Source organism: Caldithrix abyssi DSM 13497 (assembly GCF_001886815.1).
Classification (GTDB): domain Bacteria; phylum Calditrichota; class Calditrichia; order Calditrichales; family Calditrichaceae; genus Caldithrix; species Caldithrix abyssi.
The window spans coordinates 842,003-865,275 of the sequence record NZ_CP018099.1 but is presented as its reverse complement, the minus strand read 5'-3'; the positions used below and the strand labels follow the sequence as shown (position 1 = coordinate 865,275).

Below are 23,273 nucleotides of genomic sequence, written 5' to 3'. Positions count from 1 at the left end.
GGCAATTCAAACTATTTCTTAAAACATTCTTTGCGCTCTTTGTGATTTCTCTGTGGTTGCTTAAAGCCCTGCCCACTCCATCGACCAGACATCTGCTTCAAAATTCATCGCCGCGCCTACACGCGATAAAAAAAACGGGAAGCGCGTTTGTACGCCTGCTTCCCGTTTCATTCGTTAAACATATTTACCTTACACTAACAGAACTTTTAAGGCTAAAACCATTTTTGGAATCTAAAAACGTATTACTCCATTACATCGCGATAGGCCTGCCGATGCCGGCTATCCATTTCTATTAACTGATTCAAATCCGCATTATGGCCTCTGAACAGATCCGCCAGTTCCTGATAATGCGAATTGAAAAAGTATTGTAAATAGAGATTGTTGGGTTGAACTTTATAAACCTTTTTAAGGCCCTCTAATACCTTTTTAGCGTAAGCGTAGGCCTCGCCCCGTTTTCCTTCATCTAACAAATAAAGCGCTTCAAAGAAATCGGGTTTTATTTCGCGCAGAGGACGGGTACGGGCATCGGTTATGGCAAATACCAGATTCATCCTATATGTCCAGCCGCGCGGGTAGCGCGAAAGTTGCCCGCGATTGGCGATATCCCGCGCTTTTTCATAAAGAGGATTTCCCTTTAAATAATCGTTGGTATCCAGCTCGCCGGCTAATATCATGTAAGCGTAAAAATCGAGGAAATGGGTTAAGGGATCGAATTGCCCCTTAAAATGACTAAAAGGCGTCCCCTGGTCGTAAGGGAACTCCCATGTTTTGTCGTAAAAATATTCTCCGGATTCACTGGTAATGACAAACTGCGCCAGGTACAATTTTTCGTGCGATTTTTGTTGAACGGATTGAATGATGATGCGAACGTTGCAATTCACATCGTATTCATAAACGTCTTCCACCCATTCGTAGGAGTTAATATATTGTTCAACCTTATCGGGGAAATCCGCCAGTTTGTTCACCTCGTCGGTGGGCAGATTGGTGGGATCGAGCGTGACATTGACTTTTAACACCTGACTGTGAACCGTCAATGCCAAAGCCAGGATTATACTCAGGGCGTACGTTAACCGTTTCATAGCTACTCCAGTTTTTCATTAAACTGTTTGAATATAACAATGAAAGCGAATAAAATCTACTAAAACAAAATAAAGCCGCAAGTGAAAAATGAATATCCTATTTCAGATGGATGCGCGGCACGCGTCCCGAAACCCAACAGGTCACCTCGTAAGGGATGGTCTCAAGTTTTTCAGAAATTTCGATGATTTTAATGTGCGCGTTTTCCTGTTTTCCAAAAAGCACCACCTCGTCGCCCACCTTAACGCCATTTAAACGCGGCCCCAGATCAACTAAAAACTGATCCATGCAAACGGTGCCCACCACCGGGTAACGCTTTCCGCGAATCAATACCTGTCCTCGATTGGTGAATTTTCGGTTGTAGCCGTCGGCATAACCAGCCGGCACCAGGCCAATATAGGTCGGCCGCGGCGTGTAGTAGCGCCGATTGTAACTCACCGGTTGATGGGCGTCCAATTTTTTTATCAGCGTTAGTTTAGACTTAAAAGCCATCACCTCTTTTAAGGGCCACTGCAGGTTAAAAGCAGGAGAAGGCGGATTGCCGTAAAGCATCACGCCCGGACGAACCATGTCAAAATAACTTTCTTTAAAGCGCATGATGGCCGCCGAATTGGCCAGATGAAACAGCGCATTCAATTCGGGGTATTTTTGTTGAATGACGCTTTTAATCCTGCTGAATTCTTTGATCTGCTGGAGCGTAAACGTTGTATCTTCTTCGTCGGCGCTGGAAAGATGAGAATAAACGCCCACCACTTGCCAGGCGGGCTCTTCAATAATTTTAAAAATCAAATCCTGTTGCCGGTCAAAAAGAAATCCCACGCGGCCCATGCCGGTATCTATTTTAATTTGCACGCGCGGCCGCAGGCCGTATTTGCGACACAGGGCGCGTAAGGGTTCCAGTTGTTCCACGTCTGTTAACGTAATGTCCAGCTTGTAATCCAGAAACTGCGGAAAGAAATGAGGCAGATGAGCGCCAAAAACAAGAATGGGCACGTCAATGCCGGCTTTGCGCAATTTGATGCCTTCTTCCGGAAAGGCAACGCCTAAATAGTTAACGCCGTTAGCCAGCAGGGTTCTGGCCGCTTCAATGCTGCCATGGCCGTAAGCCTCGGCTTTAACCACGCCCATCACAGTCGCCGGAGCCACCGCCTTTTGAATCAAAGTTAAATTGTGAATCAAGTTACGATGATCGATATAAGCTCTGGTTGGTCCCATTTTACCACTCGAATTTTTGTGCTATTTGCTCAATACGTTCACCTTTAAAAATGGTTTTTACTTTGGTGTCTTTAACCAGATATTCCGGAATGAGCGGACGCAAATTATAGTTGGAAGCCAGAGCCTGGCCGTAAGCGCCAGCCCCGCCAATGGCCAGGAAATCGCCCTGCTCTACGGCCTGCAACTTTCTGTCCTGAGCAAAAAAATCCCCGCTTTCACACACCGGACCGACAACATCCACTATTTCAGCGGGCGCATTACGCCTTTGCAGGGGAACGATCGGGTGGTACGCTCGGTACAAACTGGGGCGCAGCAGGTTGTTCATGCCGGCATCAACAATAACAAACTTTTTCAGGGGCGTTTGTTTTTTGTACAGCACTTTAGTAATCAAAAGGCCGGCGTCGCCCACAATGGCCCGTCCCAGTTCGGCCAGTAGTTTAATCTCCAGCCCTTTAAACCTGGCCACAAAAGCAGACAAAATTTGCGGCAAAGGCCAGCGCGTTGTTTCAAAAAAATCTTCCGTATAGTCGATTCCTATGCCGCCCCCCAGATCTAAAACCGTAACCGGCAGACCCTGATCTCGCAGAAAATCGACTTTTTCAATCAGATAATCGGCCGCTTTTAAAAACGGTTCTGCTTCCAGAATCTGGGAACCGATGTGAATATGTAAGCCGACCGGCTTTAACCAGGGATGTTTAGCGGCGGCCCGGTACAGGGGCAGCGCGTCTTCGAAAGTAATCCCGAATTTGTTAATATGTTTGCCAGTTGCAATGTAATCGTGCGTGGGCGCTTCGATATCCGGATTAATGCGAAAGGCGATGCCGGTGGGAATTTCCAGCTCTTCGGCGATTTTTTGCACGACCTTGAATTCTTCGATGGATTCGATATTGATGGAATGAATGCGGGATTCAATGGCCAGGCGAATCTCTTCTGCCGTTTTTCCCACTCCGGCAAAAACAATTTTGGAAGGCGCAAAACCGGCCTTTAAGGCAAATACCAGTTCTCCTCCGGAAACCACATCGGCGCCAAAACCCATGTTTTTAATCAGCTTTAAAAGGGCCGGATTGTAGTTGGCCTTTAAAGCAAAGCAGGGTAAAAAATCTAACCCTTTGCCGGCGTTGATTACCGCCTGGCAATTTTGCTCGATTCTGGATTGCGAGTAAAGATAAAAGGGCGTGGGATGATTCGCGGCAAATTCCTGTAAGTTCAGGTTTTCGGCATGGAGAATGTTTTCGCTAAAATAAAAATTCTTTTCCATTCAGAAAATCCCTTTAACGTTCAGCAGTTTGTTCTGTTAATTAATTAACTTAAGAAATACTTGAATTGTTAGCAAGTGGAGTATGCGGTCTATTTATCCAGCCCGTAGGTTTTTAATTTTTCTCTGAGAGTGGTTCTGGAAATCTGCAGAAAATCGGCGGCTTTCGATTTGTTGCCTTTGGTCCTGGCCAGCACACGCTCAATGTGAACACGTTCGATTTCTTTTAAAGAACAATTCCCCAATAAGTCCACATCATCCGGAATGTTTTTTGAATTGCTCAAATACTCGGGCAGGTTTTTTAAATGAATCTCATTGGTGGGATTGCTCAGCACGCTGAATTCAATGACTTCTCTCAGCTCCTGTACGTTGCCCGGCCAGTAGTAATCTTTTAAAAGATTAAGAGCCATTGGCGAAATTTTGGGCATGGGTTTGGCGTAAAGAAAGCTGAAGTGTTGCAAAAAGTAGCGCACCAACAAAGAAATATCTCGCCTTCTTTCGCGCAAAGGCGGCAGATAGATCTCAAAACTCTTTAAGTGAAAATAGAGCTCCGGATTAAAACTGCCGTTTTGAACAAAGGTTTCCAGATCAAAGCGCGTCTGGGCAATAATTCTTGTATCCACACGAATGGGCTTTTCTCCGCCGATGGGTTTAATGATGTGGCTGTCCAGATAAAGCAGTAATTTGTTTTGAACCTCGGCCGGCAGCCGTTCGATATTTTTCAGAACAAGCGTTCCTCCTGCTGCCTGCTCTATTAATCCCTTTTTGGCCGGATTCAAACGACCGTTATCCGAAATCACGCCAAAAATATCGGAAAGCAGTTCATTGGTCGTGGCAAATTCGCAATCTTTGACGATAAAAGGATTTTGTTGTTTTTCGTTTTCAGAATGAATAATGTACGACACCAGGTCTTTACCCGTTCCGGATTCGCCCCGGATCAGGCAGGGCGTAAACGAAGTTCTGCTGATTATCTCGACAAATTCGTTAACACGTTTAATGTTTTCGTCGTTTCCGATTAGGCGATCCGGCCTCCAGCGCACGGTAGAGGGCAGCTTAAAGTCCCGATACTGGCGCTTTTCCATGGCGGTTAAGGCGTCCTTAAATACTTCGGAGAGAGAGATTCTGGCGTTAGAAAAATCAAGCACCTGATAGATTTTATCGCCCATTTTTTTCTTTAACGTTGCAGGCAGAGGATGGTCCGTAATAAAGACGACCTGATAAAAGTACTGGTGATTGGCCTGCTCCAGTAACCAGCCCGGAACGGTTAGCCATTCTTCTTTTAAATCGATAATAAACAGATCGTAGTAGATCATTTGTATGGATTTGCGAATGGCTTCGATATGTTCGTATAAATCCAGCCGGTACTCGCCGTGCAAGGTCTTTTTTAAAAAAGGCTGGAATTCCACCAACCTGTCTGAAATAAAGGCTATTTTAATTTGCATTATTTTTTTACCGTTTATAGACTCGTGAGAATTAGTATCGGCAATAAACCCCATTATTTTAGGTAAAAAACAATATTCATCAATAAAATGAATGCTTGAACAGAGGAAGTTTTACGCCGCTGGAGTGTAAGAGTTAAAGAGTTAATTGGTCATCAGTCTGTCGGTCCGAATCCCGATTTGTCGGGTGAGGAATCCCATTTAACAAACGTCCATTTCATTCAAAAGCCCACCCCGGCGAAAAAGAGGCCAGTAAAGGAAATGCCGCCCACCGTTTGCGTGGGTGCAAAGGATTCCCTTGAACAAACCAAACACAGGTTACTTGTTTAAATATCAATAAAATCGAGCCGATGTTGTTTATTAAACTCAATGATCGAATCGCCAATATGTTCGGCTATATTTTGTTCCACCGATTGACGGGCCACGCCGATGGCGTTGGCGATGGCTTTAGCGTTGGAGCGGCCGTGCGCTTTAATTACCAGTTTTTTAAAACCAAGAATCGGCGCGCCGCCGTATTCCGAATAATCGGTTCTTTTTTTCAACTGCCGAACGCCGGAGCTGAGCAGCGCCAATCCCACCTTCCAGGTAAGCCGTTTACGGTAGGCATAGCGTCCGGCGTGTTTCAGGATTTCGCTGGCGCCTTCCAGAGTTTTAAGCACAATGTTGCCCACAAATCCTTCTGTAACAATAACGTCGGCCGTCCCTTTTAAAATGTCGGTGCCTTCAATATTGCCGATGAAGTTTAAATTGGGAGCTTCCTTCAGATAGCGGTAAGTTTTAACCAGCACCTCGCCGCCTTTGGTTTCTTCCGTGCCGTTGTTTAATAGCGCAACACGCGGCCGCGGGATTTCAAGCACATGAGAGACATAGTAACTGCCCATATAGGCAAAATGCACCAGTTGTTTGGCCGTGCAGTGCAGTGTGGCGCCCACATCAATCAACAACGAAATACCATGATTACCAGGGTGGAGTCGTGCGGTGGGCAAAACAGTTGCCAGAGCCGACCGTTCAATCCCTGGAATAACGGGCAGGAATTTTGCGGCAGACAAAATGGTAGCGCCAGTGGATCCGGCCGATACCAGCGCGTCACCCTGATTTTCCGCCAAAAGTTGCATGGCCAGGTTTATGCTGGCTTTGGATTTTTCTTTTATGGCTGCTTTGGGAGACTCTTCCATGGTGATAAACTGATCGGTGTGCACCACCTCAACATTCAAATCGCTTGATTCCTGTTCCAGCAGCGGATTGATCAGCTTTTCATCGCCAACCAGAATTATTTTTAAATTCCTGTCTTTTTTAAGCGCTTTAATAGCGCCCAGAACAATTTCTTTGGGGGCAAAATCGCCTCCCATGGCATCGACAATGATCTTTATTTCCATAATAACTCCATCTACTTTTTTCAATACCTTAAAATAACCATATATTTTAAATAACGCAAAGGCGTCGGCATTATTTCTCTACATGGCATTTTGCTGCGCTTTGAAAAAGGATTTTAACTTTTCTACCGAATAACTGTTTAAAACCTCGGAAGCCGTAAACCACGATTTTCGGGCAATGGCCAGGCCGTATTCGAAATCATTCAAACCGTCCAGGCTGTGAGCGTCCGGATTGACGGCCACTTTAATCCCCATCTTTGCCGCTTTGATACCCTGGCGCCAGTCCAGGTCCAGGCGGTAGGGATTGGCGTTTATCTCGATGACCTTGTTAAACCTGGCCGCCACCTCCAGCACCTTATCCATATTGACGGCATACGGCTCACGTCCGAGCAGCAGCCGGCCGGTCGGATGGCCAAGCATATTGACCAGCGGATGTCTTAACGCCCGACAGATTCGTTCGGTCATCGCCTCCTCTTCAAGATTAAAAGAGGAGTGCACCGAAGCAATCACAAAATCAAATGTTTCGAGGACGTCGTCGCTGTAATCAAGCGTGCCGTCGGGTAAAATATCGACTTCGATGCCTTTTAGAATGACAAAAGGATCAAGCATTTCATTTAAACGCTCAATTTCCTGATGTTGCATTTTAATCCGTTCCTCGGAAAGGCCGTTGGCGTAGTAGGCCGCCTTACTGTGGTCGCATATTCCAATATAATCAAAGCCCAGCTCCATTGCCCTGCGCGCCATTTCTTCAATGCTGCTGGCGCCATCGCTGTAGGTGGTGTGCACGTGAAACAGGCCTTTTAAATCCTTTTTTTCGATTAACTGCGGAAGAGCACCTTTTTCTGCGGCTTCGATTTCCCCGAAATCTTCTCGCAATTCCGGTGGAATAAAGGCTAAGCCCAGATGACGGTAAACATCGCTTTCGCTGGCGCAGGGGATGGATTGTTCTGCGTTTTCCGGAAAGAGACCGTACTCATTGAGCGTTAATTTCTGTACTCTGGCGCGGTGACGCAGAGCCGTGTTGTGGGCTGCGCTTCCCGTAAAATATTGCAGAGCAAAGGGAAACTGCCCCTCCTCAACCAGGCGCAAATCACAGGCCAGACCCGACTTTAAAACCACACTGGCTTTGGTGTGTCCCTGATTGGTAATGGCGTCCACTTCGGAATAGCTCACAAAGTGTTTGACCAGCGCTTCCCTGTCCTGCTGCCGGCAGGCGATCAACAGATCGATATCCTTGATGGTTTCTTTCCGCCGCCGCAGACTGCCGGCAATTTCGATCTTTTGGGCTGCGGGGTGCGCTTCCATGTAGCGTTTTATTTTGGCGGCTTCTTCGAGGGCTACCGGCAAATGAAAGCGCTCTGTGTATTTTTTTCTGAGTTCAATCCCTTTAAGTATTTTTTGCTGGGTTTTTAATCCAAAGCCGGGCAGGTCTCTAAGGCGGTTTTCATGGCAGGCGTATTCCAGCTCGCCTATGGTGGTGATTTCCAGTTTTTCATAAACGGTTTTCACTTTTTTAGGCCCCATGCCGGGAATCTTTAACATTTCGAGCAGGCCTTGCGGCACGGAGGCCTTCAATTCTTCATAATAGGGCAGGCGGCCGGTTTTTACCAGGGTTTCAATCTTCTGGGCCAGGGCGTCTCCCACTCCCTTTAGTTCTTTCAGCCGGCCTTCCTCCACCAGACGCGTTAAATCTTCTTGCAAAACTTCGATGCGCCGCGCGGCATTGTAATAGGCGCGCGCTTTAAACGGATTTTCGCCTTTAATTTCAAGAAGACGACCAATTTCTTCCAGAATTTTTACGATCTCTTTTTTATCCATGCTACTCTCTTCTTCTTTTTGCAATGCTTTACAAGATAGCCATGGCTTCATTGAAATTCAATACACTAAACAGCAAACCGCCGATATTTATTTCTTGACTTTTTCAATAATTCGTGGCATTTTTCTTTTATGAAAAATAATTGGCTGATCTTCACGGATTTAGATGGAACGTTGCTGGATTTTGATACATACGATTTCAGCGACGCTGTTCCTGCGCTTCGCTTGCTAAAAAACAAAGGGATACCCGTTATTCCCTGTACCAGCAAAACCTTTTCTGAAGTATTAGATTTAAGAAAAAGACTGGGAATCAACGATCCCTTTATCGTGGAAAACGGCAGCGCCATTTTCTTTGAACGGAATTATTTTAAGAAGGTACACGGCGGCGGCGAAATCGAAGGTTTTCCGGTGATCGTGCTCGGCAAAGCGCGCAATGAAATCCTTGCTTTTTTTAAAGCTTTACAAGCGCGCTTTTCTTTGAACATAAAAGGCTTTTCGGAAATGACCATTTCCGAAATTCAAAAACACACCGGCTTAAAAAAAGCGGAAGCCGAGCTTGCCCAAAATCGGATGTTCAGCGAGCCGATGGTTAGTTTTGAAAAAAACGATTTATCCGAAATGGACGGATTGCTTGATTTTATTCAAGAAAATGGCTTCCGCCTGCTGAAAGGGAATCGGTTCTATCATTTAATAGGCCGCTGCGATAAAGGGTTGGCCACCCAAAAGCTGGTTCAATTATTTGAGGACGAATACGGAAAAACATTCAAAACCATGGGTTTGGGAGACAGCAAAAACGACCTGGAGATGCTGGCCGCAGTACACCAGCCCATTATCATTCGCAAAAAAGATGGCAGTTTTGTACATTTAAACGCCATTGACAATGTGTACATTACAAACGAAGCGGGCCCGGCAGGTTGGGCAGAAGCAATTTATAAGTTTGTTGGAAAATAAAGTAAAGAGGTTAGCATGGCCGATTTTTTTCAAAACGGAGTAATTACAACTTTACATAAACTAACCGATTATCCGGCAGAACAACTGGAAGAAGAAATTTTACAATATGCCCGTCGAAGGCCCATCGCCCTTATTTTACCTTCGTTATACAGTGAAATTCAGGGGCAGGCCCTGCCGCGCATCATCGAAGAGTTAAAACATGTGCCCTATTTATCCGAAATTGTGGTCGGACTGGACCGGGCCACAAAAGAGGAGTTTGAAAAAGCCAAAGAGTTCTTTGCACAGTTACCCCAGAATGTTAAAGTGATCTGGCAAAGAAGTCCGCGCATTCAGGATTTGTACGATTTGCTGGATAAAAATAACCTGTACATCGGTACCGAAGGCAAGGGCCGCAACGTCTGGTTGTGCATGGGCTATCTTATTGCTTCCAATACGTCGCGCGTTTTCGCCATTCACGACTGCGATATTCTGACCTACAACCGTTCGCTTTTAGACCGTCTGGTGTATCCGGTGACCAATCCCACTCTAAATTTCAGATTTGCCAAAGGCTATTACAGCCGAGTTTCCGACAGGATGCACGGCCGTGTGTCGCGTCTTTTTATCACGCCTTTAATCCGTTCCTTAAAAAAGATCCTGGGAACCAACGACTATCTGGATTACATCGACTCTTTTCGCTATCCTCTTTCCGGAGAGATGGCCATGATTCGAGACGTGGCCGTTCGCCTGCGCCTGCCCACCGACTGGGGGCTGGAAATCGGAACGTTAAATGAAATTTACCGCAATTACGCCAAAAATCAGATCTGTCAGGTGGATATTATCGATCGTTATGACCACAAACATCAGACGCTGTCGGAAGATAACCCCAACGCCGGACTGGCTAAAATGTCCATCGATATTGCCAAATCGTTTTATCGGATGCTGGCCAGTATGGGTGTAGTCTTTTCCGATCAATTCTTCCGAACCATTAAGGCCACCTATTTACGTACCGCCCTGGATTTTCTGGATAAATACTATGTGGACGCCATGCTCAACGGATTAAAATATGACCGCCATTCGGAAGAAAAGACGATTGAGGTCTTTCTGAAGAGCATCATCATCGCCGGCGATCAGTTTTTGGCCAATCCCATGGAACTGCCCATGATTCCGGGATGGACGCGCATCGAATCGGCCCTGCCGGATTTTATGCCCACGCTTAAACAGGTGGTTGACGAAGAGAATAAATAATTGAATGCTTAATTAATGGGCAACACTGTCAATTCGACGAGCCCTTTCCGCGGGCGCTCCCCCGTCCTTTCCACAAGCCCGCCCTACTCCAACTCTCCTGTCCTTTCCACAAGCCCGTCCAACTCCTCTCCCCTTGTCCTTTCCACAAGCCCGTTCTACTCCCTCTCCCCTTTTGTCATTTCGACAAGCCCGCCCTACTCCAACTCCCCAGTCCTTTCCACAAGCCCGTTCTACTCCCTCTCCCCTTTTGTCATTTCGACGAGCCCGTCCTACGGGCGAGGAGAAATCTTCTCAAAACGTGCCCCTAAAAAAAGATTTCTCGTCTCTGCGCTCCGTTGAGAATGACCGGCCGGAGCCCAATCAACCAATCAACCAATTTTGCCATGGCGGGACAGATGCTACGAAGGAAGTATCCTAAGGCAGCATAGCCGCAACCAAAATCAACAGCAACGTGCGCAAATAATGTTTTAAATTAAATTACCCTTGCTCGCTCGATCCTCACTCCCAGACAAAAGATCAGGAATGAACGTACTTGTAAGGGCGAAGGATTTCCAACCCTACTTTATCCAGAGCGCTTTTTTTTATATGACTAAAGATTAATGCTTACCATCGCTGAATTGTTCTTGGAAATCCTTCGCCCCTACATAAACGGTGGCAGGAATTCACCACATTTGCAGAAACAGGTTTGAAATGACAGGCTAACTATTCAACCATTCAACTAATCAACTATTCAACCAATCCATGGACGGGGGATGAGTTTTTAAAACAGCACAAAAATTTTCTAATCCCGCCAGGACGGGACTAGATCTTTCAGAGGAAGTATCCAAAAAAAAAGCCCCGATCAAAAGACCAGGGCTTTGTAGTAATCATATTATTTTAAGTAGATCATTTTTAACATCTTTGAATAGCCGGAAGAGACAAAGCGGTAAAAATAGGTGCCGCTGGAAACAGGTTGATGATTGTCGTCAAGGGCATCCCATTCCACCTGATGCTCGCCCGGATTGAAGACCTCGTTATCGATCAGTCGTTTGATCAGATTACCGTTAATATCGTAAATGAGCACCGAAATACGCTGTTGTTCCGGCAGCTGGAATTTGATGGTCGTTTTGGGGTTAAACGGATTCGGATAATTTTGATAGACCATAAAATCGGTCGGTAACGGAACCGTAACGGTTTTTACCAGGTTGTTGAAAACTTCTACCTGCCCATTAAAAGCAACGCTTTCCAGCCTGTAAGAATAGGTTTCGCCCGGAACAACCTGATCGTCAACAAAGGAGTATTGATGCCGAACGCTTGAATTGCCGGCGCCGGGGATTAATTGATCATTTATCTTAGTCCAGTTATCGTTTTCTGCCGTTCGGCGGTAGAGATTAAAACCGCTATTATTAACTTCCGACTCGGTAGCCCATTCGATGCTTACCTGTTCAAACGAAGCCGTTACATTAAAGGTAGAAAGCGTGACGGGCAGCGAGTTATCCTGACCTCCGGCGGCATCATCGCCAAAGGTAAAAAAACTTCCGCTGCTGGTAATAACATCCGATTGAATCGTCCCGCTGCTTGCGGTGCCAGACCCATCGCCTCCGGCGCTTATCCACTGCGTGCCGTTGTACTGGGCCACATCCAGCGCTGTTAAGTTTGAAATACCGTCAGAGGAATTCCAGCTAAGGGTGATTTGCAAATTGGAAGGCGTTCCACCTGCGCCGTCAATGCTCCAGTAGCGGACGGAGGAAATGGCGCTGAGCGTGGCGGCATCAATAGCGCTGCTAACGGCAGTGTGAGGATCCGCATTAAATTGTTCCACGGTTACGGTGTACGTGCTGGTGGCTACATCTGTAAAGGTAACGGTTACAGGTAAGTACTGACCGTCTTTAGCGGTTGGAAAAGTGAAATTAGCCGAGGTTCCAACGGCAAACGACTTTGCCGCCTTTCCTTCGATATAGCTCGATGAACTGGCTCCCGAAAAACTTCCGGAAGTAGTCAGTGAGAGCAGATTGCCATTGGTATTGAATACGCCGCTGGAAAAAGTCATTACGCCGTAAACTGTGGCGTTATTGCTAAGCACAACGCCGTTGGAATTGTTAATGGTTAAGTTGTAAAAATCAACGGCCGCCGTGCCGGCGATGGTTTGCTGACTGGAGCCCTGGAAGACCACGCTTCCGCTGGCAGTGCTAAAGGTACCGCCGTTCACCGTCAGGCTGCCGGTTAAAGTCAGGACTTGCGGCGTAAAGGTTCCTGAAGTTAAGGTTAAAGCGCCGCTTACCTGCATATCGGCAGATGCGCTGACGCCGGAGCTGTTGTCAATGGTTAAATTATTTACGCTGGTCAGGCCGGCCGGAATGGTTTCAGCGGCTGAGCCATTAAAGACCAGAGTTCCGTCGGCCGTGTAGCTATCAAAGCCATCAATGCTGGTTCCGCCCGTTCTGAGCGTTGCGCCACTGGCCACGGTAAAGGCGTTGATATTGGTTGCCGTAATACTCAGCGTGCCGCCGGCCAGGTCAGCGATTCCCCCCTGAACAATTAAATCGCTATTATTACCTAACTGCAGTGTAAAAGCGTTTAAATTGAAGGTGCCGGCCAATACGGTAAGATCGCCGCCATCCTGTAAAACAACGCTACCCGTTCCGTTTACGGTTGCGGTCGCGCCGGATTTATTGATTTGAATATTGCCATAGCTTACGCCGGCAGGGATGTCTTCGCTGATGGCGCCGTTAAACAAAATGGTGCTGGTAGGATCTAAAGAATAAGTTGAAAAGCCACTGATGGATGTGCCGCCAGTGGTCAACTGGCTGCTGGCCGCCAGAGTCAGTGTGTTAGACCCGACCTTTGTGATGCCAAAACCGTTTAAATTCAGGGTGCCGCTGGCAACATTAATGGCAGCGCCGCTTTGCAGGGTAATAGCGCCGGCAAGCGTGGTGGTGTTGCCGCTGCCCGGATTAACGGTTAATGTGCCTGCGATGACAATATCGGACAACGTGGCGCCTGAGGAGGTAATAGTCAGGTTATGAAGAGTGGCCTGACCAGAAGAGGTAACCTGACTGGTTGCGCCGGTTACGATCAGCGTATTGGCGTTTACAATCCCAAAAGAACCGGAGCCGCCCACCACATTCCCGGCCACGCTCAAAGAGAGCGACGAAGCGGAATAATCCACGGAGCCCTGAGTCAATGTTAAATCTCCAGCCAAACTGCTCAAGTTGGAAGCGCCAAGACTGAGCGCCGGAGAAGTTGCGGAGGAGTTATTGATTTGAACATGAGTCGGCGCTTTGCTGGTAGTCCATTCAGCGCCCACCGTTTGCTGGCTGGCTCCGTTGTAAAGCAAGGTGGTCGTGCCCGTACCCCAGGCAAAGGCGCCGCCGCTTTCAACAATGGTGCCGTCGGTTAAGGTAACTTTGGTATTGACCTGCACCGTGCCCGAAGCAATGCTTAAACTGGAACCCGATGTGGTAAGGGATAAATAGTTTGTCTGTAATGTGTTGCCCACTCCCGGATCGGCTGTAACCGTGATGCCAGAATTAATCTGAACTTCATTAGGGGCAAGTAAAGCATCGATAGGCCACTCGGCGGCAATGGTTTTGCTGGCGCTGCCAGTGTAAATGAGGGTTGCCCCGTTAAGGTTGACCGTCGTGGTTCCGTCCAGAATAACGCTGGAACTACTACCGCCCCGTGTAAACTGATTGGTTATGCTGATCTGAACATTTCCGGCAAAGGTCAAGCTGCGATTAAGACCCGGGGAGTGTTCCAAATTGTAAAAGCTGATATTGTCATTGCTGGAGATGACTTGCGACCCGGTTGCTGTGGTTGAGAAAATGAATAGCGACGTACCGGCATTAAAACTGCCCCCGGTTTTGTCAAATGTGTTGCCTGTTCCAACTCCGACTAACGTTATGGTAGCGCTGCCCGCGTTTAACGTGCCGCCGGAAAGATTCAGGAACGAGGCGGCAAAGCTGGTATTAAGATTGTAGGTGCCGGTACCGCTAAATGTTAAAACATTAAACTCCAGCGAACCACTGCCGCTAATGCTTTGCGTGGCGGAACCGGCAAAAGTCATGCTGGCCGCGCCGTTAACTCCATCGGTAAACGTTCCATCTTGTGTAAAATCGCCATTCAGTGTGATAGTATTAGCGTTGCCGTCGTAAGTTCCCCCGCTCTCAATGGTTAAGCTATTAATGGTGTAGGTGCCGTCGTTGGTTATGGTATAGCCGTTTTGAATCACAAAATCATCCGCGCTGTTAATTGAACCAGGTTGAGTGCCGTTCCCGGCAGGATCCGTATTCCAGTTACTCAATGTGCCAAAATTGCCTGACGCAACGGAATAGTAAATGGTTGCCTGCAGGGAGGTTGAGAAAATCGTGAGTGCGAAGATGATTAAAAAAACATGGTATCTGATGCTCATCATGAAACCTCATCTTTTTTATTGTTTTACATTTTTTAAAATTTTCGGCAAATTAAGCTGGAAGTTTAGCGAAAGTGACCTGAATCTTTTGTTTTTCATAAAATTTGCTCAGAATTTATTAAACATGAAAGTACAGGCCCATTCTGGTGCGCTTAATTCGGAGAATGGGCCCTTTTACAGAACCACGTTTTTTATTCTATGGATAATAATTCAACATCAAAAACGAGCATGGCTTTGGGCGGAATAACCGGCGGATAGCCCCTTTCTCCGTAAGCCAGCTGATAGGGAATGAACAGACGTCGTTTGCCGCCCACATGCATGGTGCTTAAGCCTTCGTCCCAGCCGGGGATGACCTGTCCCTGCCCCAACGCAAAGCGAAACGGTTTATTGCGATCCAGCGAACTATCGAACTTTTTACCATTCATCAGCCAGCCGGTGTAATGAACCACAACTGTTTGTCCGGGCTGAGGTACGGGGCCATCGCCTTTGACCAGATCAAGATATTTAAGACCGGAATTGGTTGTAACGACATTTGACGGTATGGCAATGGGCGCGCCCTCTTTAATGGCCTGGCCCTGTTTATCTTTTGAGCAAAAGGTAAGGCTCAAAAGAGCGGTCAATAAAAATATTTTAAGAACTTTCATCTATCCTCCTTAAATTTAGCATTGATTCTTTACCCAAATTTAAACAAATTGTACAAAGTTAGGAGAAGTAAAAATAAAATACAAATAAAACAAACGTAAAGAGAGGTAATAATGATCAGTTTTGAAGGCAAAAACGTCATTGTAACCGGGGGAAGCCGGGGCATTGGCGCAGCCATTGTTCGCATGTTCAGTAAATTAGGGGCGGGCGTTGCCTACAACTATCACAAAAATTTGCACGCCGCCGAACGCCTGCAAACCGAGTTGCAAAAATACGGAACCGATGTGTATTTTGCCGACTGTGACGTACGCGATTTTAGAGAGGTACGGAGCTTTGTGCGGAATGCGATCGAAAAGCTGGGAACCATCCACATTCTGGTAAACAACGCCGGCATCTGGGAGTATGGTCCCATCGATAAAATGAGCGTTGACCAGTGGCGCAAAACCATGCAAACCAACCTGGACGGTACTTTCTATTTTACCAGAGAGGTTGTAGCCCACATGCTCGAGCAATCCATCGCAGGACATATTATTAATATTGCCTCCACCGCGGGGCAACGGGGCGAACCTTATTATTCCCATTATGCCGCGACCAAAGGCGCGCTGATCAGTTTTACCAAATCGCTGGCAGCCGAGCTGGGGCCCAGAGGCATCCATGTAAACTGCGTTGCGCCGGGCTGGGTAAAAACAGATATGACCGAAAAAGCCATGGCTCAACAGGAGAAGGAAATCGTTAAAGGAATTCCGCTGGGATTTGTGGGCGAGGCAGATGATATTGCCGGCCCGGTAATCTTTTTGGCTTCCAACCTTGCCCGCTACATTAATGGCGAAATTTTAAATGTCAATGGAGGAAATGTTTTATGTGGATAAGGAGGTATGAACAATGACACGGGAAGAGGCGCTATCCATTTTAAAGGAATATACCAAAAGTGAGAGTTTGCTCAAACACGCTTTTGCTGTTGAAGCGGCCATGCGCGCCTACGCCAGAAAATTCGGCGAAGATGAAGAGCTGTGGGGCGTGGTGGGATTGCTGCATGATTTTGACTATGAAAAATTCCCCGATGAACACCCCATGAAAGGAAACGAAATTTTAAAAGACAAAGGCGTTCCAGAAGAGATTCGCACAGCCATTCTGGGGCACGCCAGCTACACCGGCGTGCCGCGCGAAACACTGATGGCCCGCGCTCTTTTTGCCGTGGATGAGCTCTGCGGCTTTTTAGTGGCCGTAACGCTTGTGCGTCCCAATAAGTCCATTGGCGAGGTGAAGGTAAAATCCGTTAAAAAGAAATTAAAAGATAAAAGCTTTGCCGCAAAAGTAAATCGTGATGAAATAAAACAGGGCTTCGAAGAACTGGGCGTGCCGTTCGAAGAACATGTGGAATTTACGCTCAAAGCCCTGAGCGCCATTGCCCCGGAACTGGGTTTGAATCCTTAAAAGTCGTTATGATTAAAAAACGTTTTGCGGATTTTTCAACCCGCAAAACGTGCATTCAGACGAAGGCAAATTATTGGCCGGGCACATTCCAGCCGGCATCGAGTAAAACAGCGGCGATGTGCTTTTTAATCATTGTATCTTTTTCGTAAGGATAGTGTAATTGCAGATAGCCCAGGTCAAAACGACTGTTAATCTTGTTCAGCGTGACCAGCGCCAGGCGGCGAATGTGCGCGTTTTCTGATTTAAGAAAAATGTCCATCACGGCATAACGCGCGCCGTAAATATCAAGGCTGTCTGCATATTGAATAATCCTTTGCATGGCCGAAACTTGCAGACCGGTATTGGGCGTATTCAGAGCAATGACCAGTTGTTTGCCGAAAGAATCCCAATTTGGCCTGGCTCTGTCTCCGGCAAAGCCAAAAGCAAACATACTCAGTAAGAGTAAACCTGTTGTAAAAAATAGACGAATGTTACGTTGTGACATGATAAACCTCCTGAAGGTGATTTGAACGGTTAATATAAAATACGGAAGATCCACCCATTGGTTGCCTTAACGAAAAAAAATAAAGATTTGATTATTGTGGTCAGCGGATTGCCGCGCAGCGGGACTTCGTTAATGATGCAAATTTTGCAGGCTGCGGGAGTGCCGTTGCTGGTCGATAACGTTCGCCAGAGCGACGTCAATAATCCCAGAGGCTATTTTGAGTATCAGGCGGTCAAAAATCTTAAAAACGATAATCAATGGCTTAAATACGCAAAAGGAAAGGCCGTTAAGATAATTTCCCATTTGCTCTACCATCTCCCTGCGGAGTTCCAGTACAAAGTTATTTTCATGAATCGGAATCTGGATGAAATCATAGCTTCGCAAAACAGGATGCTCAAAAATGTGGGGAAGGTTTCCGAAATCGATGATGATACGCTAAAACGACACTATGCGGCTCATCTATTTGACATTGGCCGATGGCTGACCCATCAAAAAAATATGGAGGTGCGGCAAATCAACTTTCATCACCTGTTTGAAAAGCCGCAAACGGAACTTGCGATTCTTTCCGACTTTTTGAACATCGCTTTTAATACAAAGCAGATACAACAGGTTATCCAGCCGGAGCTTTACAGAACGAAAATAACGGGCCATTAATCAATAACGTATCGCGCCTCGTTCAGAAATACCGGCACGAAATCGCGTGTATTGAGCCGTTATCCCGGCCTAAAAACAATGCCAGATTAATTTAAGTTGCCCCGGCAACCTCCTTTTGTTATTTTATTAAAGTAGAATGGAATGATCATCTCAGGAGAATCCATGATGAGTTCAAATGATGTGTGGGGGCTTGTTCTCTCTTATGTTTACGCTTTTGGGCTACTCATTATTGTGGAACAGGTTGCCAAAAAATTAAACTGGCCGCAGTTTGTCAGCCGTAAAATTATCCATATTGGCGCGGGCATGTGGACGTGGGCCATTGTTTTGTTGTTTGACCACTGGTATTGGGGCGTTGTACCTTTTGCCACCTTTATCGTATTGAATTACATTTTTTATCGACAGCGAACCTTTAGCGCCATGGACGGCGAAAAAGAGAGCCCGGGCACGGTGTTTTTCGCCTTTTCCATTACCCTTCTTTTTTTGTTGGGCTGGCGTAATCAGCCAGATGATCAGCTCCATTTAATTTTGCCAGCCATCATGGCCATGACCTGGGGCGACGCCATGGCCAGCTTATTGGGCAAATATTTTGGCAAACATCGTTTTCAGCTCCGCGGTCTGGAAAGAAGCCTTGAAGGATCGGTGGCCATGTTTATTTTTAGTACGCTGGCCATCTGGGGGACGTTACTCTTTTTACAGTACTTTGAAATAAATTCGGCTTTTTCGCAGGTAAAGCCCCTATCTCTGCTCGGTAAAAGCCTGATCGTGTCCTTTATTTTAACCGGCGTTGAAGCCATTTCACCTTTTGGCACGGACAATTTATTTGTGCCTTTAATCGGCGCCAGCTTGTTGTTCTTTCTTTTGTAATTGTTGAAACTCGCGGCCTGTCCTAAAATACGCCAGGAGGCCCCTCAAATGATATTTCTTCTGGCACGATTTTTCCTCAACCCGCCGACCGTTTGCACACTGTTATGCTGCAGGGGAAAATTTGGTTGAATGGTTGCATGCTTCAATAAAAGCTTGAAATGCCTTACATTGACTGATACCATCGCCTGCCATCAATGGTTCAGGAGGGTGTCTCAAAAGCGACATCTAATGTATAATTATACAAAGATTGGAAAAAGCTTACAGTAGCCCTCACCCCCTGCCCCCCTGATTTATTATAGTCAAATATTTTAATAATAAAGTTATTAACAATATGTTAATAACTGTAGAGGGTGTGGATATGTGGATAACTCATTTTTTACACACCTAACTCCTTTCTTTTTAATATGTTAATTATTGTGGATAACTTTTTCGCCTATTTTTTGAGATATTTTACCTTGTTCTACCCTGATATTCGAGAGTCTGTATTTTAACAGCTCTTATCTTACTTAATCGGAACTAAGGTAAATATGACGGGAAGCCTTTTTTTGCTCTCTTACCGAAGGTCATACTATCTGTATGCCTTTATGGGGGGGCCGAAGGTCTTCCCGCCATATCTCAAATTGTTGCTTTTAGGCTGCTTTATTTGATTTTTTATAGCCTTCTATGTAGAAACTATCATCTCTTACTAATGCAAAAATAATGGCTAATATCTTTCTGGATAACGCCGTTAAAGCCTTGGCGCTGGCCATCCCTTTCTCCTTATGTACCTGATAAACTTCTTGTAAGATACCTCTACTTGCATTGATGGCTATATAAAAAAGAGCTTTTCTTAATAAACTCCGACCGCGTTTGCTTATGTGATGTTTACCTTTATGTTGGCCAGAACTGACTTCATACAGGTTTAATCCCGCTATCTTCTCTAACTCACGATAACTTTTATATCTGCGGATATCTCCTAACTCTCCTATTAAAATGGCTGCGATTATGGGTCCTATCCCTTTTATGGATAATATGTTCCTGCTGTATGGCACTTCTTTTAAATAATTCTCTATCTCATCCTTTAGTGACTTTTGATAAGATTCTAAACGATCTATCTGATCAAGATGTATCTTGATCTCCATTACAATGGACCGGGTTCCTTCTTTGATGCCTCCGCTCATCTTAGCAGCTTCATATAAAGCAAGGGCCTTTTCTTCACCTAATCGGTTTTTACTTACTGACTTTATTAGCTCTGTTAGCTTTGTTAAGCCTAAATCCAATATGAATTGAGGTAAAGTATAATGAGCCAAAAGATAACGTGAAGTCTTTGTAGTTAAATCTCTCATGACCTGAGAGAATTCCGGAAATATCTTAAATAACTGTCCCTCAATTCGATTATAACTCCTTCGTAGATCTTCAAGTATTTTCTCTCTTAAATGAACCAATTCGCGTAATTCCGCAAAAATTCCCTCTGGGATGATTACTGTTAAATATTTGTTTAATTCTATTATATCTGCTATGACCTTTGGGTCTTTTTTATCTGTCTTATTGGGACTATTGTCCGTTAATTCTTTCAGGCGCTTGGTATGCATCGGATTTATTTGTACAATCTCATAGCCCCTTCGATGTAGATAATGAATGAGCGCAAGCCCATAGCTGCCAGTGGATTCCAGGCCAAATAAACAATTCTTAAGACCGGTCTTTGCTCTGAAGCTTTCTACTTTTTTTAAAAAATATTCGAATCCTTTACCTGTGTTAAAAAACTTAAACACTTCTAACTCCTGACCATCTTTTGTACGTGCATAACCGTAATTAAATTTTTTGCCTATATCCACTGTAACTAATAAGGTTTCTTCGTTGAATTTTCTCTCTTTTTTGTTTATTTTCCCCATGACTATGCTCCTTTCTTTTTTTTTAAATCAGCTTACAATTTAAGGAGTATAGTCTTTTCTTTCATCCTTTTGTTGACAACTATAATATAGTAAGCTCTCCCGATTTCGGGCTGGACCTGGCACACACTTGACACAGGGGGAATAATTTGTTAAATTTTCTACATGCAAATATATGGGAAAATTTTTAGCGAACCAATACTTAAGAGTATTAATGCGATCATTGCCCGGCAGCCGCAGATATCTCGCAGGAAATTATCGCGAGAGGTATGCGAACTGATGGACTGGAAATCTCCCAATGGTAAACTGCAGGAGATGAGCTGCCGTAAAGCCTTGCTAGAGCTGGATCGACGAGGTTTAATAAAATTACCAGAAAGAAAAAAAAGCTATGCTTTTGAAAAAAAGAAAAAGCGTAAGCTTGATGTTCCAATCGCCTCCATTGAAGGCCATTTATCGGTTTTGGGCGAAATTGTAATCGAGCCGATCAAAAGCCGCTACAGCAAGGATTCGCGCGCATGGTTTCAGTTAATAGAGAATTTCCATTACCTTAAAAGCGCAAAACTTTGTGGCGCTCAGATTCGCTATATTGTAAAAAGCGAGAAGTATGGCTATATTGGCGCTTTAGGCTTTAGTTCAGCGACTTATAAGTTACGAGCCAGGGATGCCTATATTGGCTGGAGCGAAAAGGCGCGAAGGGAGAATATCCAGTATGTGATCAGTAATGATCGTTTTTTGATCGTACCTACGGTTAAGGTCAAGAATCTGGCTTCATTTCTGTTGAGTAAAGCCTTGCAGCGTATTGGAACCGATTGGGAGAGTCGTTATGGTTATCGCCCGGTTTTGGTAGAAAGTTATGTGGATTCTAGTGTTTTCAAAGGCATCGGTTACCTGGCTTCCAACTGGCTTTATGTAGGAAATACCAGCGGTCGTCGTGACGGTATCGCCAAAAAGGTATTTCTTTATCCATTGCAAAGGAACTGGCGAAAGATTTTATGTCAGGAGAGTGCGGACGGTTTAGGCCATGGACGATTAATCAAAGACTCATCGAATTGGGCGGAGCGGGAATTTGGCAGCATTCGCTTATATGACAATCGTCTCAAACAGCGTTTGTACGCCATTGCGGATGATTTTTACAACAAGCCGCAGGCCAACATACCGGAGGCCTGTGGTGGTAAGGCGCGCACGATGGGCGCCTATCGATTTTTTCAAAACGAGAAGGTAACCATGGATATTATTTTAGATGCACATACCGAGGCGACGATAGATCGCATAAAAGAACACAAGGTGGTTTTAGCGCCTCAGGACACGACCATTTTAGACTACAGCACGCATCCCATGACCAAAGACTTGGGGCCGACAAGCCATTTAGATCACCAGAGCATTGGCTTGATTTTACATGATACATTGGCCTTTAGTGAGGATGGCACGCCGTTAGGCGTATTGGATGCCCAGGTATGGGCTCGTGATCCGAAGGATCGAGGCAAGACGCGTCGTCGTAAGGAATTACCCATTGAGCAAAAAGAGAGTATGAAATGGTTACGTAGTTATCGCCGGGTCAACGAGATAGCTAAGTTATGTCCGGAGACGCTTATCGTAAGCATTGGCGATCGCGAGGCGGATATCTACGAATTATTTCATGAAGCTCAAAGGAAAGATAGCAAGGCTGGTCTTTTGGTACGCGTGGGCAAGCGCCGCAATCGCAAAGTGGCCGGAATCGATCTGTGGGATTACATGTCCAGTCAAGAAGAGCGCGGTCAATTTCAAATTCATGTACCTCGAAGGGGCAATATCAGGGCGCGTGAAGCCCAGATGTCTTTGCGTTATTCGTCGATAGATTTAGAGCCTCCGAAACGATTTTCGTCCTCTGATCCAATAAAGGTCTGGGCTGTTTATATCCGAGAGATTAATCCACCACCTGATATTAAGAGCCCAATAGAGTGGATGTTATTGACCACGGTCTCGGTAGATAATTTTTCTGAAGCTTATCAAAGAGTGCAGTGGTACACGCGTCGTTGGGGTATAGAGATATATCATCGAACCTTAAAGAGCGGCTGTCGCATAAAGGATCGCCAATTAGGTAGTGCGGATCGTTTAGAGACGGCCTTAGCCGTCGATATGGTAGTAGCCTGGCGCATTTATCATATGACCATGTTGGGTCGTGAAGTACCGGATTCGCCGGCGAGCGTATTTTTCAAAGAAGAGGAATGGAAAGCGTTGTATTGCTATGTGCATAAGACGCCCATAGCGCCGGAGGAGCCGATGAGTTTACGAGAAGCCATCCGTATGGTAGGTCAGATCGGAGGCCATTTAGGCAGAAAGAGTGATGGCGAGCCTGGCACAGTAACGCTCTGGCGAGGGATACAGCGATTAGATACGGCAACCGAGATGTATATTATTTTTACTTCAAGCCGAGACGGCCCATAACCCACGGTGCTATGTGTGGGTAAAGGTCAGCGATTTCGGGAGAGGGGGAATTAAAGGGGGTGAGGGAAAGAAAAACTTTATAAAAATACATTTTCTCTGACTTTTGGGACAGCCCCGGGGCGCAGGATTTCCATCAAAATCTTTTCTTTGTACAACGATTCTTT

The 23,273-nt window shown here is 45.8% G+C and carries 17 protein-coding genes; 7 read left to right on the top strand and 10 right to left on the bottom strand.

Annotation, left to right across the window (positions count from 1 at the left end; genetic code table 11):
• Positions 1-242: 242 nt before the first annotated feature.
• From Cabys_RS03435 to polX, 6 genes are all read right to left on the bottom strand, one after another.
• Positions 243-1,079, bottom strand: a complete 837-nt coding sequence (locus Cabys_RS03435) for a type IX secretion component PorD family protein (protein WP_006928759.1) — start codon at positions 1,077-1,079, stop codon at positions 243-245.
• A gap of 97 nt (positions 1,080-1,176) precedes the next feature.
• Positions 1,177-2,292 carry an alanine racemase gene (alr, locus tag Cabys_RS03430; protein WP_006928758.1) on the bottom strand — a complete coding sequence of 372 codons (1,116 nt, stop codon included), beginning with the start codon at positions 2,290-2,292 and terminating at the stop codon, positions 1,177-1,179.
• Between the two features lies 1 nt (position 2,293).
• Positions 2,294-3,550, bottom strand: a complete 1,257-nt coding sequence (gene lysA, locus Cabys_RS03425; RefSeq protein ID WP_006928757.1) for a diaminopimelate decarboxylase — start codon at positions 3,548-3,550, stop codon at positions 2,294-2,296.
• 89 nt (positions 3,551-3,639) lie between these two features.
• Entirely contained in the window at positions 3,640-4,989 is a 1,350-nt protein-coding gene (locus Cabys_RS03420; RefSeq protein ID WP_044281170.1) for a sigma-54-dependent transcriptional regulator, read from the bottom strand.
• A 323-nt stretch (positions 4,990-5,312) separates the two neighbouring features.
• Complete coding sequence (plsX, locus tag Cabys_RS03415) at positions 5,313-6,362, bottom strand: phosphate acyltransferase PlsX (protein WP_006928755.1); 1,050 nt, start codon at positions 6,360-6,362, stop codon at positions 5,313-5,315.
• 78 nt (positions 6,363-6,440) lie between these two features.
• Positions 6,441-8,177 (bottom strand): DNA polymerase/3'-5' exonuclease PolX, encoded by a 1,737-nt coding sequence (polX, locus tag Cabys_RS03410; RefSeq protein WP_006928754.1) that lies wholly within the window; start codon positions 8,175-8,177, stop codon positions 6,441-6,443.
• 129 nt (positions 8,178-8,306) lie between these two features.
• On the opposite strand from polX, the gene Cabys_RS03405 reads away from it, so the two are divergent.
• Positions 8,307-9,125: an HAD-IIB family hydrolase gene (locus Cabys_RS03405; protein ID WP_006928753.1), complete on the top strand. Its 819-nt coding sequence runs from the start codon at positions 8,307-8,309 to the stop codon at positions 9,123-9,125.
• Positions 9,126-9,140: 15 nt separating this feature from the next.
• Positions 9,141-10,349 (top strand): glycosyltransferase family protein, encoded by a 1,209-nt coding sequence (locus Cabys_RS03400; RefSeq protein WP_006928752.1) that lies wholly within the window; start codon positions 9,141-9,143, stop codon positions 10,347-10,349.
• An 871-nt stretch (positions 10,350-11,220) separates the two neighbouring features.
• On the opposite strand, the gene Cabys_RS03395 is transcribed toward Cabys_RS03400, so the two are convergent.
• Positions 11,221-14,742, bottom strand: a complete 3,522-nt coding sequence (locus Cabys_RS03395) for a beta strand repeat-containing protein (protein ID WP_081475057.1) — start codon at positions 14,740-14,742, stop codon at positions 11,221-11,223.
• Between the two features lie 188 nt (positions 14,743-14,930).
• Positions 14,931-15,383 carry an FKBP-type peptidyl-prolyl cis-trans isomerase gene (locus tag Cabys_RS03390; RefSeq protein ID WP_006928750.1) on the bottom strand — a complete coding sequence of 151 codons (453 nt, stop codon included), beginning with the start codon at positions 15,381-15,383 and terminating at the stop codon, positions 14,931-14,933.
• Positions 15,384-15,494: 111 nt separating this feature from the next.
• Between Cabys_RS03390 and Cabys_RS03385 the strand changes: the two genes are divergently transcribed.
• Together Cabys_RS03385 and Cabys_RS03380 are read left to right on the top strand one after the other, a co-directional pair.
• Positions 15,495-16,250 carry an SDR family NAD(P)-dependent oxidoreductase gene (locus Cabys_RS03385; RefSeq protein ID WP_006928749.1) on the top strand — a complete coding sequence of 252 codons (756 nt, stop codon included), beginning with the start codon at positions 15,495-15,497 and terminating at the stop codon, positions 16,248-16,250.
• A 13-nt stretch (positions 16,251-16,263) separates the two neighbouring features.
• Complete coding sequence (locus Cabys_RS03380) at positions 16,264-16,815, top strand: HD domain-containing protein (protein ID WP_006928748.1); 552 nt, start codon at positions 16,264-16,266, stop codon at positions 16,813-16,815.
• Between the two features lie 70 nt (positions 16,816-16,885).
• Here Cabys_RS03380 and Cabys_RS03375 read toward each other — a convergent pair whose 3' ends face one another.
• The gene (locus tag Cabys_RS03375; protein WP_006928747.1) at positions 16,886-17,299 is read right to left on the bottom strand and encodes a hypothetical protein; all 414 of its coding nucleotides are present in this window, start codon (positions 17,297-17,299) and stop codon (positions 16,886-16,888) included.
• A gap of 57 nt (positions 17,300-17,356) precedes the next feature.
• Here Cabys_RS03375 and Cabys_RS03370 point away from each other — a divergent pair, with 57 nt between their 5' ends.
• Entirely contained in the window at positions 17,357-17,953 is a 597-nt protein-coding gene (locus Cabys_RS03370; protein WP_006928746.1) for a sulfotransferase domain-containing protein, read from the top strand.
• A gap of 162 nt (positions 17,954-18,115) precedes the next feature.
• Positions 18,116-18,817, top strand: a complete 702-nt coding sequence (locus Cabys_RS03365; protein ID WP_006928745.1) for a diacylglycerol/polyprenol kinase family protein — start codon at positions 18,116-18,118, stop codon at positions 18,815-18,817.
• A gap of 629 nt (positions 18,818-19,446) precedes the next feature.
• Here Cabys_RS03365 and Cabys_RS03360 read toward each other — a convergent pair.
• Positions 19,447-20,688: an IS110 family RNA-guided transposase gene (locus Cabys_RS03360; RefSeq protein ID WP_006926587.1), complete on the bottom strand. Its 1,242-nt coding sequence runs from the start codon at positions 20,686-20,688 to the stop codon at positions 19,447-19,449.
• A 162-nt stretch (positions 20,689-20,850) separates the two neighbouring features.
• Here Cabys_RS03360 and Cabys_RS03355 point away from each other — a divergent pair, with 162 nt between their 5' ends.
• The gene (locus Cabys_RS03355) at positions 20,851-23,109 is read left to right on the top strand and encodes an IS4 family transposase (RefSeq protein ID WP_006928432.1); all 2,259 of its coding nucleotides are present in this window, start codon (positions 20,851-20,853) and stop codon (positions 23,107-23,109) included.
• Positions 23,110-23,273 lie beyond the last annotated feature (164 nt).

Coding starts and splice junctions, on each gene's coding strand:
- Cabys_RS03435 (WP_006928759.1), bottom strand. CDS start 1,079: ATGAAACGGTTAACGTACGCCCTGAGTATAATCCTGGCTTTGGCATTG.
- alr (WP_006928758.1), bottom strand. CDS start 2,292: ATGGGACCAACCAGAGCTTATATCGATCATCGTAACTTGATTCACAAT.
- lysA (WP_006928757.1), bottom strand. CDS start 3,550: ATGGAAAAGAATTTTTATTTTAGCGAAAACATTCTCCATGCCGAAAAC.
- Cabys_RS03420 (WP_044281170.1), bottom strand. CDS start 4,989: ATGCAAATTAAAATAGCCTTTATTTCAGACAGGTTGGTGGAATTCCAG.
- plsX (WP_006928755.1), bottom strand. CDS start 6,362: ATGGAAATAAAGATCATTGTCGATGCCATGGGAGGCGATTTTGCCCCC.
- polX (WP_006928754.1), bottom strand. CDS start 8,177: ATGGATAAAAAAGAGATCGTAAAAATTCTGGAAGAAATTGGTCGTCTT.
- Cabys_RS03405 (WP_006928753.1), top strand. CDS start 8,307: ATGAAAAATAATTGGCTGATCTTCACGGATTTAGATGGAACGTTGCTG.
- Cabys_RS03400 (WP_006928752.1), top strand. CDS start 9,141: ATGGCCGATTTTTTTCAAAACGGAGTAATTACAACTTTACATAAACTA.
- Cabys_RS03395 (WP_081475057.1), bottom strand. CDS start 14,742: ATGATGAGCATCAGATACCATGTTTTTTTAATCATCTTCGCACTCACG.
- Cabys_RS03390 (WP_006928750.1), bottom strand. CDS start 15,383: ATGAAAGTTCTTAAAATATTTTTATTGACCGCTCTTTTGAGCCTTACC.
- Cabys_RS03385 (WP_006928749.1), top strand. CDS start 15,495: ATGATCAGTTTTGAAGGCAAAAACGTCATTGTAACCGGGGGAAGCCGG.
- Cabys_RS03380 (WP_006928748.1), top strand. CDS start 16,264: ATGACACGGGAAGAGGCGCTATCCATTTTAAAGGAATATACCAAAAGT.
- Cabys_RS03375 (WP_006928747.1), bottom strand. CDS start 17,299: ATGTCACAACGTAACATTCGTCTATTTTTTACAACAGGTTTACTCTTA.
- Cabys_RS03365 (WP_006928745.1), top strand. CDS start 18,116: ATGATGAGTTCAAATGATGTGTGGGGGCTTGTTCTCTCTTATGTTTAC.
- Cabys_RS03360 (WP_006926587.1), bottom strand. CDS start 20,688: ATGGGGAAAATAAACAAAAAAGAGAGAAAATTCAACGAAGAAACCTTA.
- Cabys_RS03355 (WP_006928432.1), top strand. CDS start 20,851: ATGCAAATATATGGGAAAATTTTTAGCGAACCAATACTTAAGAGTATT.